This is a genomic window from Pseudomonas sp. BC42, from assembly GCF_021560055.1.
Classification (GTDB): Bacteria; Pseudomonadota; Gammaproteobacteria; order Pseudomonadales; family Pseudomonadaceae; genus Aquipseudomonas.
This window is the reverse complement of the sequence record NZ_CP091067.1, coordinates 5,475,905-5,491,240: the sequence shown is the minus strand read 5'-3', so window position 1 is coordinate 5,491,240 and position 15,336 is coordinate 5,475,905. Positions and strand designations below refer to the sequence as shown.

Annotated in this window: 15 protein-coding genes; 14 read left to right on the top strand and 1 reads right to left on the bottom strand. The window is 62.8% G+C overall.

Annotation, left to right across the window (positions count from 1 at the left end; genetic code table 11):
- Window positions 1-16 precede the first annotated feature (16 nt).
- Entirely contained in the window at window positions 17-2,596 is a 2,580-nt protein-coding gene (gene mutS / locus L1O02_RS24845) for a DNA mismatch repair protein MutS (protein WP_235758894.1), read from the bottom strand.
- A 186-nt stretch (window positions 2,597-2,782) separates the two neighbouring features.
- On the opposite strand from mutS, the gene L1O02_RS24840 reads away from it, so the two are divergent.
- The 14 genes from L1O02_RS24840 to L1O02_RS24775 all read left to right on the top strand — a co-directional run bounded on the left by L1O02_RS24840 (window position 2,783) and on the right by L1O02_RS24775 (window position 15,331).
- Complete coding sequence (locus tag L1O02_RS24840) at window positions 2,783-3,529, top strand: XRE family transcriptional regulator (protein ID WP_060837780.1); 747 nt, start codon at window positions 2,783-2,785, stop codon at window positions 3,527-3,529.
- A gap of 517 nt (window positions 3,530-4,046) precedes the next feature.
- Window positions 4,047-4,397, top strand: coding sequence for a phage holin family protein (locus L1O02_RS24835; RefSeq protein WP_016967167.1), 351 nt, complete (start codon window positions 4,047-4,049; stop codon window positions 4,395-4,397).
- An 80-nt stretch (window positions 4,398-4,477) separates the two neighbouring features.
- Window positions 4,478-4,999, top strand: coding sequence for a hypothetical protein (locus tag L1O02_RS24830; protein ID WP_060837781.1), 522 nt, complete (start codon window positions 4,478-4,480; stop codon window positions 4,997-4,999).
- Window positions 4,996-5,586 (top strand): phage baseplate assembly protein V, encoded by a 591-nt coding sequence (locus L1O02_RS24825; protein WP_235758892.1) that lies wholly within the window; start codon window positions 4,996-4,998, stop codon window positions 5,584-5,586. The genes L1O02_RS24830 and L1O02_RS24825 overlap by 4 nt, the downstream gene beginning before the upstream one ends.
- Before the next feature lie 80 nt (window positions 5,587-5,666).
- A complete protein-coding gene (locus L1O02_RS24820) occupies window positions 5,667-5,870 on the top strand; it encodes a hypothetical protein (RefSeq protein WP_060837783.1) in 204 nt (67 codons plus the stop codon).
- 4 nt (window positions 5,871-5,874) lie between these two features.
- The gene (locus tag L1O02_RS24815; protein ID WP_235758890.1) at window positions 5,875-6,201 is read left to right on the top strand and encodes a GPW/gp25 family protein; all 327 of its coding nucleotides are present in this window, start codon (window positions 5,875-5,877) and stop codon (window positions 6,199-6,201) included.
- The gene (locus L1O02_RS24810; RefSeq protein ID WP_235758888.1) at window positions 6,198-7,079 is read left to right on the top strand and encodes a baseplate J/gp47 family protein; all 882 of its coding nucleotides are present in this window, start codon (window positions 6,198-6,200) and stop codon (window positions 7,077-7,079) included. The genes L1O02_RS24815 and L1O02_RS24810 overlap by 4 nt, the downstream gene beginning before the upstream one ends.
- Window position 7,080: 1 nt before the next feature.
- Window positions 7,081-7,686, top strand: coding sequence for a phage tail protein I (locus tag L1O02_RS24805; protein ID WP_060842613.1), 606 nt, complete (start codon window positions 7,081-7,083; stop codon window positions 7,684-7,686).
- Window positions 7,683-10,094, top strand: coding sequence for a phage tail protein (locus L1O02_RS24800; RefSeq protein WP_235758886.1), 2,412 nt, complete (start codon window positions 7,683-7,685; stop codon window positions 10,092-10,094). Before L1O02_RS24805 ends, L1O02_RS24800 begins: the two co-directional genes overlap by 4 nt.
- Before the next feature lie 3 nt (window positions 10,095-10,097).
- Complete coding sequence (locus L1O02_RS24795) at window positions 10,098-10,526, top strand: phage tail assembly chaperone (protein WP_060837787.1); 429 nt, start codon at window positions 10,098-10,100, stop codon at window positions 10,524-10,526.
- Window positions 10,527-10,627: 101 nt separating this feature from the next.
- Window positions 10,628-11,794, top strand: coding sequence for a phage tail sheath family protein (locus L1O02_RS24790; protein WP_102861404.1), 1,167 nt, complete (start codon window positions 10,628-10,630; stop codon window positions 11,792-11,794).
- A 12-nt stretch (window positions 11,795-11,806) separates the two neighbouring features.
- The gene (locus L1O02_RS24785) at window positions 11,807-12,316 is read left to right on the top strand and encodes a phage major tail tube protein (protein WP_016965333.1); all 510 of its coding nucleotides are present in this window, start codon (window positions 11,807-11,809) and stop codon (window positions 12,314-12,316) included.
- A 12-nt stretch (window positions 12,317-12,328) separates the two neighbouring features.
- Complete coding sequence (locus L1O02_RS24780) at window positions 12,329-12,634, top strand: phage tail assembly protein (protein ID WP_108544495.1); 306 nt, start codon at window positions 12,329-12,331, stop codon at window positions 12,632-12,634.
- Window positions 12,635-12,775: 141 nt separating this feature from the next.
- The gene (locus L1O02_RS24775) at window positions 12,776-15,331 is read left to right on the top strand and encodes a phage tail tape measure protein (RefSeq protein ID WP_108544497.1); all 2,556 of its coding nucleotides are present in this window, start codon (window positions 12,776-12,778) and stop codon (window positions 15,329-15,331) included.
- Window positions 15,332-15,336: the final 5 nt, after the last annotated feature.

The window sequence follows — 15,336 nt, the reverse complement described above, 5'->3', positions numbered from 1 at the left end:
CTTGAAGGCGTTCGCGTTAGATGCGCGTCTTCAATGTATAGAGCATTTCCAGCGCTCGGCGCGGGGTCATGTCATCCAGATCCAGCTTGGCCAGTTCGTCCAGTACCGGGTGCGGCAGGCTGGCGAACATGTCGCTTTGCTGCGGAACCGAGGTTTTACCCGGTGCTGGAGGCACCACCTCATGGGGCAAACTGGTGGTTTCCAGACGGCTCAAGTGCTCCCTGGCGCGGCTGATGACAGCGCTGGGAACCCCGGCCAGCTGGGCTACCGCCAGGCCGTAGCTCTGGCTGGCAGGTCCTGGCAGGACGTGGTGCAGGAACACGATGCGTTCATTGTGCTCGGTGGCATTGAGGTGCACGTTGGCCACCAGCGGTTCGCTTTCCGGCAGTACGGTCAGCTCGAAGTAGTGGGTGGCGAACAGGGTGTACGCCCGTAGCTGGGCGAGACGTTCTGCCGCAGCCCAGGCCAGGGAAAGTCCGTCGAAAGTGCTGGTACCGCGGCCCACTTCGTCCATCAACACCAGGCTGCGCTCCGTGGCGTTGTGCAGGATGTTCGCGGTTTCGCTCATTTCCACCATGAAGGTCGAACGGCCGCCGGCCAGGTCGTCGCTGGAACCGATCCGGGTGAAGATCCGGTCCACCAGGGACAGCTCGCAGCTGGCCGCCGGGACGAAGCTGCCGATATGGGCCAGCAGCACGATCAGCGCGGTCTGGCGCATATAGGTGGATTTACCGCCCATGTTCGGACCGGTGATCACCAGCATCCGTGTGTTGTCGTCCAGGCTCAGGTCGTTGGCCACAAAAGGCGTGGTCAAGACTTGCTCCACCACCGGGTGACGACCCTGGGTGATGCGCATGCACGGCTCGCTGACAAAGCGCGGGCAATTGAGGTCCAGGTTCAAGGCGCGCTCGGCCAGGTTGCTCAGCACATCCAGCTCCGCCAGGGCGCCGGCGGTGTCCTGCAGGGGGGGCAGATGGCTGATCAGGGTTTCCAGCAGCGCATCGTAGAGCATCTTCTCCCGGGCCAGGGCCCGGCTCTTGGCCGACAGCGCCTTGTCTTCGAACGCCTTGAGTTCCGGCGTGATGAAGCGCTCGGCGCCTTTCAGGGTCTGCCGGCGAATGTAGTCCGCCGGTGCCTGCTCGGCCTGTTTGCTCGGCAGCTCGATGAAGTAGCCATGAATGCGGTTGTAGCCGACCTTGAGGTTGGCCAGGCCGGTACGGGCTTTTTCCCGGGCTTCCAGATCGATCAGGAATTGCCCGGCGTTCTCGCTCAACGATTGCAGTTCGTCGAGCTCGGCGTCGTAGCCGGTCTTGAGCACGCCGCCGTCACGGATCACCGCCGGCGGGTTGTCGATGATGGCCTTGGCCAGCAGCGCTGCCAGCTCCGGGTAGGTGCTGGTGGTGAGCGCCAACTGCTTGAGGTGATCCGCCTCCAGCTCAGTCATCGCCTCTTGCAGTTCCGGCAGCGCGGCCAGGGCGTCGCGCAGGCGGGCCAGGTCGCGCGGACGGGCGTTGCGCAAGCCGATTCGCGCGAGAATCCGCTCGATGTCGCCGATTTCCTTCAACTGCGGTTGCAGCCGTTCGAAGCGGTAACCGTCCAGCAAACAGGTAATGGACGACTGACGCGCCTGCAGGACCTTGAGGTCGCGCAGCGGGCGGTTCAGCCAGCGAGTCAGCAGGCGGCTGCCCATAGCGGTCTGGCAGCGATCGACCACCGATTGCAGGGTGTTGTCGCGCCCACCGGCCAGATTGGTGTCCAGCTCCAGGTTGCGGCGGCTGGCGCCGTCCAGCACCACGGTGTCGTCCAGGCGTTCGTGACGCAGGCTGCGCAGGTGGGGCAGGGCAGTACGCTGGGTTTCCTTGGCGTAGCTGAGCAGGCAACCGGCGGCGCCGATGGCCAGGGTCAGGGTTTCGCAACCAAAGCCCTTGAGGTCTTGGGTGGAGAACTGCTGGCAGAGGCTCTTGTGAGCCGAATCGCGCTCGAAATCCCAGGGCGCGCGGCGCCTTGTACCGCGGCGTTTTTCCGCCGGCAGGCCCTGCGGCCAGTCATCGGGGATCAGCAGTTCGACCGGATTGATCCGCTCCAACTCGGCCAGCAGGTTTTCCCAGCCCTTGATTTCCAGGACGCTGAAGTTGCCGCTGGTGATATCCAGTACCGCCAGGCCGAACAGGCGCTCATCGCCCAGCACGGCCGCAATCAGGTTGTCGCGGCGCTCGTCCAGCAGGGCTTCGTCGCTGACAGTACCCGGGGTGATGATGCGCACCACCTGGCGCTCCACCGGGCCTTTGCTGGTCGCTGGGTCACCAACCTGCTCGCAGATCACCACCGACTCGCCGAGTTTCACCAGTTTGGCCAGGTAGCCCTCGGCGGCGTGGTAGGGAATGCCGCACATGGGAATCGCCTGGCCCGCCGACTGTCCGCGCGCCGTCAGGGTGATGTCCAGCAGCTTGGCGGCCTTCTTCGCGTCTTCATAGAAGATCTCGTAGAAGTCGCCCATGCGGTAGAACATCAACTGATCAGGGTGCTGGTTCTTGAGGCGCCAGTACTGCTGCATCATCGGCGTGTGGGAGGACAGATCGGAGGTAGTTTTACTCATTGGTATTTAGGCGGATTCGTTGAATGGGTGAAGCAAAGGAGCGCTGGGCCCGGCTTTTTGCAGATGGCGGCAAGGTTACCATGGGTGCCCCGGGCTCGCAGGCACCAAGGCGCGAGCAGGTTTGTCCGGCAAATGCATTGCAAATATGCAAAACAGCATTTGTCATTGCCTAAAAGATCGAGCAATATGCGTTCTATGCAAATACGCAATGTTTCTACCGTCTTAAGAGAGCTGCTGGATCGCGATGGAATCTCCCCCACGGAGCTTCACCGCCGTACCGGTGTGCCTCAATCCACCCTCTCGCGGATTCTCAGCGGGAAGATCGTCGATCCCTCGGATAAGCACATCTCGCGGATCGCCGAATACTTCCAGGTGAGCACCGATCAACTGCGCGGGCGCGTGGACATCGCGCCTGCCCGCGCGGCGGCCCCCCGTGACGAGATTCATTCGGAACTCAAGGACATAAGCCTGTGGGACGACGATACCCCTGTCGATGACGACGAGGTGTCGGTTCCCTTTCTGCGTGAGGTTGAATTGGCTGCTGGATCAGGAAGATTCGTCATCGAGGAAAGCGAGCGCGCCAGCCTGCGCTTCGGCAAGCGCAGCCTGCGGCACAACGGCGTGCAGTTCGATCAGGCCAAGTGCGTCACGGTGCGGGGCAACAGCATGTTGCCGGTGCTGCGCGATGGCGCTACGGTCGGGGTCAATGCCGGCAAATGCGCCATTGGCGACATCATCGATGGCGACCTCTACGCGATCAACCACAATGGCCAGCTGCGGGTGAAGCAGCTGTATCGCCTGCCCACCGGGATCCGCCTGCGCAGTTTCAACCGCGATGAACATCCGGACGAGGACTACAGCTTCCAGGAGATCCAGGAGGAGCAGATCAGCATCCTCGGTCACGTTTTCTGGTGGGGCATGTACGCCCGCTAAGCCATCACGGTCAGACACAGCCCGCCACTGAGCGGGCTTTTTTTCGCCCTCGAAAAATCCTCCCCCCTGCATTTATGCGGGCTCCATGCGCGCGTGCAATTTTTGCGCATAAATAAATGCATTTACGCATTGACTGCATATGCATGAATGCATATTATCCATCTCAGGCCGTTCAACAACGGCTGCAACGACGCTCTTTAGTGGCAAAGCAAAGGCAGCGATGAACCGGCCTCGACGGTTCAGAGGGTTGGCAACTGACCCGGGTGTGCAGCGTAAAGCACCAGAAGCAGTTATCCGGCGGACAGGGTCGCGGTCGGAGGAACAATTTGAATGGGTCCGTACCGCACCAGTAGTGCCGAAAGACCAAGGTTTGCATTACTGAAAAGCCCGGGCGACCGGGCTTTTTGGAATGCCTGCCTAACGTGGGCCGCCAATAGACAGGGACCCCTTGAATCACCCTTTTCAGCTTTCTATCAACTGGCCATCTCGCTGGCCTCAATCCGCACGGGAGACGTGAATGACAAACGAGCAGCAAGCGTTGCTGGACATGCCGATCTGGCTGGTCATCGTCCTGGCGCTGGTCGGTGGCGTTTCCGGCGAAATGTGGCGCGCCGACAAGGAGGGCGCCCGTGGCTGGTCGCTGTTACGGCGCCTGGCGCTGCGCTCTGGAGCCTGCGTGGTCTGCGGGGTCTCGGCCATCATGCTGCTGTATGCCGCCGGCGTCTCGATCTGGACCGCCTGTGCCTTCGGTTGCCTGACCGCCATGGCCGGTGCCGACGTCGCCATCGGCCTCTACGAGCGCTGGGCGGCCAAGCGCATCGGAGTATGCGAACCGCCCTCACGGGACTCGAACCCGGATCAGCGCTGATCCCGCATCGGCTCCGGCCTTCAACAAGGCTCATCGGCCCTGGCGGCTGGGGCGCCTCGACCTGATTCAGGAACTACACAATGAACGAACTGACCCAGCTAAAAGACGCCATCACCTCCACCATCAAGCTGGCGATGCCGCAACTGCAGAGGGTTGAGGCCTTCCCCAAGATCCTCGAAGGCGTCACTGAACCGACGCTCCACTTCGCGGTTACCGGCCTGGACCAGGCCGCCGACCCCGGGGATGGCCGCAGTTGCATGCGGGCCACCTTCGAGGCGCGGATACGGGTTGACCCCGAACTGGCACAGGCGCCTTTGCAGGCGGCCATGCTGGCGGCGCAGTTGCTTGAGCTGTTGCGTTGCCAGCAGTGGAACCTGGACTTTGTCGAGGGGGCAACGGCGGTATGGGCCAAGCCTGCCGGCCCGGTGGCCGATCCGGCTTATCGCGCCGAGTGGATCGTGCAGTGGCAGCAGTTGGTCTACCTGGGCCAGGAGCAATGGCCCTGGCCCGATCAACCACCGGGCACGCTGGTGTTGGGCTTCAGCCCCGATACCGGACCCGGCCACGAGGGCGACTACCAGTCGCCGGAGCACATGGCGTGAGTTACGTGTCTGCAACCCACGACCGCATGATTGCCGGTCTGATCCTGCCTTGCAGCGTGGTCGGCGTGGATCTGGCTGCCGGTCTGGTGCGGGTTTCCGATGGTGCCGGCTGGACCAGCGCCTGGCTGCGCTGGCACAGCCAGGCCGCGGGCAAGGCCCGGCACTGGCGGGCACCGAGCCTGGGGGAGCAGGGCGTGCTGATCAGCCCCAGCGGCGAGCCGGCCCAGGGCACCTTCGTTCCCGGCCTGTATGGCAACGCCGGTCCCCAGCCGGACAACCGCGACCATGTCGAGGTCTGGCGTTTCGAGGATGGCGGCTCGCTGGTCTATGACTGGCAGGCCAAGAGCTACAGCATCAGCCTGCCCAGCGGCACGGTGAGCATTCAGGTCGGCGCCAGCTCGGCGGTGGTGACCGACAGCGCCCTGACCGGCAAGGCCGACAGCATCACCCTGAGCGGAGCGATCACCTTGAATGGCGATGTGCAGATCAACGGTGGGAGCCTGAAGCACAACGGGGTCAACGTCGGTTCGACCCATACCCACCCGGGTGTGATGTCAGGCCCCGGTGCAACGGCTCCGCCGCAGTGATCCTTGGCCCCATTGCCCGCACGACCCACCTATCACTCAAGCAACCCGCCCAGAGCGGTTTTTTCTACCCGGAGAATCCAATGGCCACCCCCAAGAAAAAAACCGGCCGCCCGGCCGGCACCGGTGCTGTGGTGTTTCGCGACAGCCTTTACACCTCGCGCCATCTGATCCTGCCGGATGGCCGCCAATTGCCGGTGGTCCAGGGACAGGTATCGGTCAAGGCCGGCGACCGCGTTGCCCTGGACTACCTCGCCAGCCACCCGGATCTGCAAGCACAGGAGTAAGGCCATGATCGGAATGGATCGCCGTACCGGCCTGTCGCTGTCCGGCATCGAGCATGTGCGGCAGTCCATCGAGGACATCCTGACCACGCCCCAGGGCAGCCGGCGGATGCGCCCCGAATACGGCAGCAACCTGCGTCGTTATGTCGACCTGCCAGTGACCGGCGGCTGGAAAAGCGCGGTGCAGGCCGAAGTGGCCCGGGCGCTGTTGCGCTGGGAGCCACGCTTGAAGCTGGAGCGGGTCAGTGTGATCGCGGTGGTGGGAGGCCAGATCAGTTTTCAACTGACCGGCCAGTACCTGGGCAATCGCGCGGTTTTGGAGGTGACGGCATGAGTACGTTGGACCTGTCGGCGCTGCCGGCCCCCCAGGTGCTTGAAGCCCTGGATTTCGAGGCCTTGTACCAGGGCAAGCTGGACACCTTTCGCCGGCACATGGGCGAGAACTGGACGGCCAACCTGGAAAGCGACCCGGTGAGCAAACTGCTGGAAGTCTCGGCTTACGCTGACATGCTGCTGCGGGCCCGGGTCAACGACGCCGCCAAGGCGTTGCTGCTGGCCCATGCCCAGGGCACGGACCTGGACCACCTGGCGGCCAACGTCAAACTGCAGCGCCTGGTGATCCAGGCCGCAGACCCGCAGGCGGTACCGCCGTTGGAGGAGGTCAAGGAAGCTGACGACGCGCTGCGCGAGCGCGTGCAATTGGCCTATGAAGGACTGACCACGGCCGGCCCGCGCAACAGCTACATCCTGCATGCCCGTAACGCTTCTGCGCTGGTAGCAGACGCCGAGGCCGAAAGCCCGGCACCGGCCCGGGTAACGGTCACGGTGCTGAGCCTGGAGGGAAATGGCGCGGCCAGTCCTGGCTTGCTGGCGACCGTTGCCGCAGCCCTCAACGATGAAGACGTGCGACCGCTCGGCGACCGGGTCACGGTCCAGAGTGCCCAAGTCTTGCCGTATCGCATCGACGCGGTGCTGCACATGAAGGGCTCCGGCCCGGAAGGTGACGCTGCCCTGGCTGAAGCCGAGCGCAAGCTGGCTGCCTGGGTCAACCCACGCCGGCGCCTGGGCATCGAGGTGGCCCGTTCGGCCATTGATGCGCAGTTGCATGTGGCCGGCGTGGCTCGGGTCGATCTGGCGGGTTGGCAAGACATCACCCCGACCAAGGCTCAAGCGGCGTATTGCGCCGGTTACAGCGTCACGCTGGGGAGCTGAGATGACCAGCCTATTGCCGATCAATAGCACGCCGCTGGAGCGCGCCCTGGAGGCGGCCAGCGCAGGCGATACCGCCATCATGCTGCGCACCCTGTACGACCCGGCGACCTGCCCGGTGCATCTGCTGCCGCAACTGGCCTGGGCCTGGTCGGTGGATCGCTGGGACCCGCGCTGGTCCGAGACGGTCAAGCGCAACGCCATTCGCGCCTCGTACTTCATCCACGCCCGCAAGGGCACCCTCGGTGCGCTGCGGCGGGTGGTGGAACCGCTGGGCTACCTGATCGAAGTGGTCGAATGGTGGCAGACGGTCCCTGAAGGCGAACCGGCCACCTTTGCCCTGAAAGTAGGGGTGCTGGATACCGGCATCACCGAGGAGATGTACCAGGAGCTGACCCGGTTGATCGACGACGCCCGGCCGGTCAGCCGGCACATGACCGGCCTGGCCATCAGCCTGGAAACCTCCGGCGTCATCGGTTACGGCGCCTACGTGGATCAAGGCGAAGTGCTCGACGTTTATCCCCCGACACCCCGCGACATTGAAGTGACCGGCCGTTATGGCCAGGTCATGTGTATTGATGAAACAGACACCCTGGATGTGTACTCATGATTGATTCCAACAGTCAGTTCTTCGCCATCCTCACGGCAGTGGGCGAGGCGAAACAGGCGAATGCCACGGCCCTGGGCACGTCCTGGACCTTCAAGGAAATGGCGGTCGGCGATGCCAACGGCACCGACCCCATCCCGAACAAGGCCCAGACCAAGCTGATCAACGAATGGCGCCGCGCCCCGGTCAACCAGGTGCGCACCGACCCGGCCAACCCCAACATCATCATCACCGAGCAGGTGATCCCGCCTGATGTCGGTGGGCGCTGGATCCGCGAGATCGGCCTGTTCGACGCCGACGGCGACCTGGTGGCGGTGGCCAACTGCGCGCCTAGCTTCAAGCCCCTGCTGGCCCAGGGCACCGGCAAGACCCAAGTCATCCGCATGAACTTCATCGTCGCCAACACCGCGCAGATCGTGTTGAAGATTGATCCTGCTGTGGTGCTGGCGACTCGCGAGTATGTCGACAATGCAGTGATCGAGGCTCTCGCCAAGCTGGATTTCAAGCATTCGGCAGTGGTGGCCACCACCGCCAACATCGCCTTGAGCGGAATTCAGACCATCGACGGCGTGTTGCTGCCGGCCGATGCCCGGGTGCTGGTGAAGAACCAGACTCAGGCCAAGGACAACGGCTTGTATGTGGTGTCGTCGACGGGCGTCTGGACCCGTGCCCAGGATGCGGACACCAGCCTGGAGGTCACCCCCGGGCTGTTCGTCAGCATCGAGAAGGGCACGGTCAACGGCGACAGCGTCTGGCAGTTGGTTACCGACGGGCCGATTGTCCTCGGCACCACGCCGCTGGCCTTCGAGATGGCCATCGGGCGAACCGGCATCAGCGCGGGCTCCTATGCCAACGTCACGGTCGACAAGTACGGCCGGGTGATCGCCGGGACCAACCCGAGCACCCTGGCCGGGCATGGCATTACCGACACCTACACCAAGGCCGAGATCGAGTCGATTGTGGCGCAGTCGTCATCATTGCCGGTGGGCTCGATGGTGGCGTTTCCCAGGGCCAGCGTGCCGCCGGGGTTTCTGGAGATTGATGGCAGTGTGCAGAGCATTGCGGCTTATCCGGATCTGGCGGCGTATCTGGGGAGCACTTTCAACAAGGGGGATGAGGGGGCTGGAAACTTTCGCTTGCCCGAGTCTCGGGGCGAGTTCCTGCGGGGGTGGGATCATGGGCGTGGGGTGGATGCTGGGCGGGAAATTGGAAGTCGGCAAGATGCGTCGATTGTCTCAGCAGGCGATGCGGTAGTTTCAGGAGTAAGCGTTGTAGCGTTTTACAATGATCTCAATGATGACTCTGCAGCATTCAGGGCGCGGCTGAACTCTGATGGGACTCCGACGGCTCTACCAAATGTTCAGTACGTTGGGACCGGGGCAAATATTAGTGGTCCCGGTATAGCTTCTGCAATGTACGTCCGCCCACGCAACCTGGCGGTCATGTGGTGCATCAAAGCCTGGAACGCACCCATCAATCAGGGAAACATCGACGTAGCAGCGCTGGTAAAGGAACTGGCCGCACTCAAGTCTGCGCACCCTGTCGGTGCCATCATTCCATTTCCCAAGGGTGAGGTTCCACCGGGCTATCTTGAACTTAACGGTAGCGTGCAAAGCATTGCCGCTTATCCCGATCTTGCGGCTTATCTCGGGACCACCTTCAACAAGGGCGATGAGGGTGCTGGAAACTTCCGATTGCCTGAGTCTCGGGGGGAGTTCTTGCGGGGATGGGACCATGGGCGCGGTGTGGATGCTGGGCGTGCTCTTGGCACTTGGCAGGCTGATGAGTTCAAGTCGCACACTCATCCAATCGGTAATCAAAATACATACGGCAGCGGCGGGTCTTCTGGGCCGTTGCACAACGGAGCGAAAGTTGGAGAACTAACCCAGCCAACCAGCCCGACTGGGGGAGCTGAAACCCGTCCGCGCAACCTCTCTGTCATGTGGTGCATCAAGGCTTGGAACGCGCCAGTCAATCAGGGCACCATCGACATCGCCGCACTGGCGCCGTTGGCGGCTCAGGCGACGGAGATAAAACATGGGACGGCCAAGGTCGCCACGGATGCGCAGATGCTGGACAGTGCAAACGACGCGATGATCGCAACGCCTAAAAAACTACGCCTCGGTTTTGCAATGAGCTTGGCGGCAAACGGATATGTGGCTTTCCCCTCATGGCTGGGAGGGCTAGTTGTTCAGTGGGGGTATGTTCCGAAGCCGAGTGCAGCGGCAGTTCCAGTGACATGGCCCATGGCTTTCCCCAATGCATTTGGTCGCTGCTCTGCATCTTTCGGCGGGGCATCCGCGCCAAGCGGCGGTGTTTCAACCGGGGCCCCCTCGCGTGAGGGAGCGATCTTTTACTCGGCAGTAGGCGGGACCGGATATGACGTCTCTTACATCGCGATTGGATGGTGAAATATGCAGCGTTTTTATAGCCAGAGCACAAAGACCACTTACCTGATGGGGTTGCATACGTCGATACCTGACGACGCAGTAGAGATATCTGATGAGCGTTATCTCTCGGTAATTGGAAACCCAATGCCAGGCAAGATTCGGGTTCATGATGAACTGGGCTTGCCCTATCTGATCGATGCCCCCGAGGTGCTTCCGGATCCAGCAGCACAGGAACGCCAGTGGCGCGATTTGGAGCTGGCATCTGTCATGTGGCTGCGCGAGCGTCACCGTGACCAGCTCGAAATCGGGACAGCCACGACGCTGACCGGTGAGCAGTTCAAGGAGTTGCTTATGTACATGCAATCCCTACGCGATTGGCCCCAATCCCCGGACTTCCCGCAAGCCGAGCACCGCCCAGTAGCCCCATCCTGGATCGCCGAGCAAACCGATTAAACGCCCCGCACCGCCGGGGCGTTTTCTTTCTCGCTTCCCACCAATCAATCATCCCTACGAGCCCCCTTCACCCGGGGCTTTTTCATGTCTGGAGTTTATCCATGAGTGGTTTTTTCCACGGCGTTACCGTAACTAACGTCGACACCGGCACGCGCACCATTTCGCTGCCGTCGTCTTCGATCATCGGCCTGGTGGACACCTTCACCGAAGGCCCGACCGCCACTGCCAAGGTCAATGACCTGCTGCTGATCACCAACGAGCGCGAGGCCATTGCCGCCTGGGGCCCGGATGCGGCCATCACCAAGGCCTGCCAGGCCATCTACCAGCGGGCCAAGGCGGTGATCGTCGCTTGTGGCGTGGCCAAGATGACCGACGCGGCCGAGCAGACTTCGGCGATCATCGGCGGGGTGCTGGCCGACGGCAAGCGTACCGGTCTGCAGGCGCTGCTGGACGGCAAGAGCCGTTTCAACGCCCAGCCACGTCTGCTGGTCACCCCCAAGCACAGTTCGACCCTGGCCATCGGCACTGCCCTGGTGGCCCTGGCGGACAAGCTGCGTGGCCTGGCCATTCTCGATGGCCCTAATACCACCGACGAAGCGGCCATGGCCTACGCCAAGAACTTCGGTGCCAAGCGCGCCTATATGGTCGATCCGGGTGTTCAGCACTGGGACAACGGCGCCAATGCCACCGTCGATGCGCCGGCCTCGGCCTGGGTTGCCGGTCTGTTCGCCTGGACCGACAACGAGTACGGCTTCTGGGCCTCGCCGTCGAACAAGGAGTTCGTCGGCATCACCGGCACCAAGCGGCCGATCGAGTTCCTCGACGGCGATGAAACCTGCCGCGCCAACCTGCTGAACAACGCCAACATCACCACCATCATTCGCGATGCGGGCTTCCGCCTGTGGGGCAACCGCACGCTGTCCAGCGATCCGAAGTGGGCCTTCGTCACCCGGGTGCGGACCATGGACATCGTCATGGACGCGATCCTCTTCGGCCACAAATGGGCCGTGGACCGCTCGATCACCGCGACCTACGTCAAGGATGTCACCGAGGGCCTGCAGGCTTTCATGCGTGATCTGAAGAACCAGGGCGCGATCATCAATTTCGAGGTCTACGCGGACACCGAACTGAACACCGCCAGCCAGCTGGAGCAGGGCAAGGTCTACTGGAACATCCGCTTTACCGACGTGCCGCCCGCCGAAAACCCCCACTTCCGGGTCGAGGTCACCAACCAGTGGTTGACCGAAGTCCTCGACCAAGCCGCTTAAGGAGCCCCCGCAATGGCAATGATTCCCGAAACCCTGGCGAACATGAACCTGTTCGTCGATGGCATCAGCTTTCAAGGCGACGTGCCGAGCCTGACCCTGCCCAAGTTGACCCTCAAGACCGAGGAACACCGTGTCGGCGGCATGGATGTGCCGGTGGAACTGGACATGGGCATGGAGAAGCAAGAGGCCGGCTTCACCACCACCGGCGTGCGCCGCGAGTCGCTGAAGATGTTCGGCCTGGCCGATGGCAGCGGCTTCAACGGTGTGTTCCGTGGCGCCTTCAAGGGCCTCAAGGGCAAGGTCACTCCGGTGATCGTCACCCTGCGCGGCCTGCTCAAGGAGGTCGACATGGGCGACTGGAAATCCGGCGACAAGGCCGAGATCAAGCACAACGTGGCCCTGACCTACTACAAGCTGGAAGTCGACGGCCGCCTGATCTACGAGATCGATGCCCTGGGCATGAAGCGCGTGATCAACGGCGTCGACCAGCTCGCCGCCCAACGTTCGGCCCTGGGCCTGTAAGGAAGACACCCCATGTCTCAAGCAAGCGACAAGACCCCGAGCTGGATGACCCTGAGCAGCGACAGCGTGATGGTGGCGCTGAGCAGGCCGGTGGAGATGAACGGTGTGGTCTGCGACCGGCTCACCCTGCGAGCGCCGACGGTGCGTGATGTGCGCGCCGCCAGTGCCGCCGGTGTGGGTGACGATGAACAGCGCGAGCTGATGCTGTTTGCCAGCCTCGCGCAAATCAGCACCAAGGACCTGGAGAGCATGGCGCTCAAGGACTATCAGCGCCTGCAGGCTGGCTATTTTCGCCTGGTGCAAGACGACGAGCTTTGATCCGGCGGTGATGAAGGTGGCGGCGAAACGGCTCGCTCGCGAGCTGCATTTTTCCGCCGAGGAAATCATGACCATGGGCTTTTCCGACATGGTCTGGTGGCTCACGGATTGAGCCCGTCACCCAAGGATCAGGAGAAGCACATGGCGAACAAACTGGTATCGGGGCTGGTGGTAGTGGGTACTGCCCTCAGTTCGACCTGGGACGCCGCCTTCAAGACGGTGGAAGACCGGATCAAGCAGCTGGAACAGCAGGGCAGCAAGGCCAGGGTGCTGGAGAAGACCATTGGCCAGACCCTGCGCCTGCAGGATGAATGGAAAAAGGCCCATGACACCGGCGCCACTTCCGCAGCCGGGCTGTTGCGCCGGTTGGAAGAGAGCCGCAACGGGCTGCGCCAGCAGGGTATTGAGGTGCACAAGCTGCGCCAGGAATATCAAGCGCTGGGCAAGGTGGCCCGGGGTTCTGAGCTTCAGGCTCGTGGGCTACAGCAGGTCACCCAAGGCAAGGCCGACTTCAAGGCGGCTTATGGCTGGGCAAAGTTTGGCGTCGATAAACTGCGCGCCCCGGTCAAGATCAGTGCCGATTATCAGGCGCTGATCCGCGACATGGCGATCAAGGCCAATGTGGTCAACCAGCCTCAGGAAGCGCAGCTGAGCCGCACGGTGATTCAGACCTCCCGTGACACGGGCATGGCCCGTAACGATGTGGCGGCCCTGGTGAGCCAGATGATGGCCAGCGGCATGTCGCTGGGCAAGGCACAAGGCTACACAGGGCTGGCCGCCAAGTTTGCGGTGGGGCAGGGCGCGAGTGTCGACGACACCGCGAAGCTGATGCGCGCCCTGGAGCTGAAGGCCGGGATCAGCGATCCCAAGGTCATGGAGCAGGCTCTTGAGGCCATCGCCCTGCAGGGGCAGGCCGGTAATTTCGAGGCGGCCGACATGGCGCGCTTGCTCCCGGCGCTGCTCAACAGTGCGAGCGCGGAAGGACTCACCGGCATGGAGGCGGTGAGTCAGCTGGGGTCCATGCTGCAAGTGCAGATGAACACTGCGGGCAGTGCCGATCAGGCCGCTGGCCAATTGCAGAATTGGATCGAGAAAATCGGCTCCAGTGAGGCGGTCAAGGCTTATGAAGACGCCGGCATTGATTATCAGGCTTCGCTGAACACCGGCATCCAAAAGGGCATGTCGAGCCTGGAGGCGAGCTTTGCCCTGGCCATGCGTTACGTCAGGGCCATCGACCCGGCCAAGGCGGCGAAGATGGCCGAGGCCCAGGCGCAGATCAGCCAGGAAACCGACCCGGCCAAGGCCAAGGCCATGCTTGAGGCCCTGGAAGAGTCCCTGCGCACCGGCGACCTGTTTACCGATATGCAGATCAAGGCGGCCTTGCTAGCCCAGACCCAGGGTCGGCAGCAGTATGAGCAAGTGAAGAGGGATTCGTTGAGCGCTTCGGGGGTTATCGACAAGAACCTCGCGGAGCGTCGAGAGGCCTCCAAGCAGTTGTGGGCTGAAGCAGGTTTAGCCATCGATGAAGGCCAGCGGGTCGTGGGGCAGGCCCTGCAACCGGTGACGGATCTGGTGGCCAAAAGCATCACCGTGGTGGTCGGCAAGCTGACCGAGCTGGCAGAGCACAACCCATCGTTGGTGCAGGGTGTGGTCGCTTTGGGCGCCGCGTATGTCGCGGTGCAAAAGCTCATGGCGGTCTACACCATGGGCAAGGGCCTGATCAATGTCCTGCGGGGTGGGTTGAAAGTTGACCCCAAGGCGGCAAAGCGAGCGCCCGGTCGCAATGCGCCAGGCATTGACTGTTGCGAGCCCATTATCGACTGCGGCTTGGACAAGCAACGCCGTCGGGGCCGTGGTGGGCGTAAGGCTGACAGGCGCAGGCCACCTGCGAGGGGGGCGGGCATTCAAGGTGGCAAGAGCCCTTTGACGCCCAGTGGTCTGGAAAAAATGCCCAGAGGGGCGGTCAGGTCTGGCGTGGCCGGTGCCGCACTGAAAGGCGCTGGCTCTGTGGCCAAAGGGTTCGCACCTTTGCTCAAGGGCGGCGCGATTCTATCGGTGCTTGGTGCCGGTTTCCAGGTTGCGGACACCTATCTGAATGCCAAGACCCAGGATGAAAAAGCCGAAGGCTATGGCGAGGCGGCAGGCAATCTTGCAGGCGCCGCTGCCGGAGCAGCAGCAGGGGCCGCCATTGGTTCCGTGGTGCCGGTCATCGGTACTGTTATTGGTGGGCTGGTGGGCGGTGCCCTGGGCGCTTGGGGCGGTTCTGCCGCAGGTGGGGCCTTGGGCAAAAAACTGTTCGGCTCCGACGACTCGCTCAAGCAAATGCCCGCTGCCGGTCCGCTGATGATGCGCAATGCCGGGCAGAACATCCCGTCGGTCATGGGCGATATCGCCAGGTCCTTCCAACCGGGCCAGACGCCTCCGCTGATGGGCCAGGCCGCGCGTTCGCTGGCCAGTCCGGCACCGTCGGCGTCGAGCCTTTCGCTGAGCAATCCTCCGGAGCCGTTCAAATCGGCGGCGCCCCCGGCAATCGAACAGCAGTTCAGCTTCGCGCCTTACCTGTCGATCTCGGTCCAGGGCGATGTCAGGGATCCGGCGCAACTGGCCCGGGAGCTGGAACCCTATCTGCGCTTTCAGTTCGACGAATACAGCCGCCAGGCGGCGGGTCGTCAGTTGTTCGACGCGGCACACGTTTAAGGAGG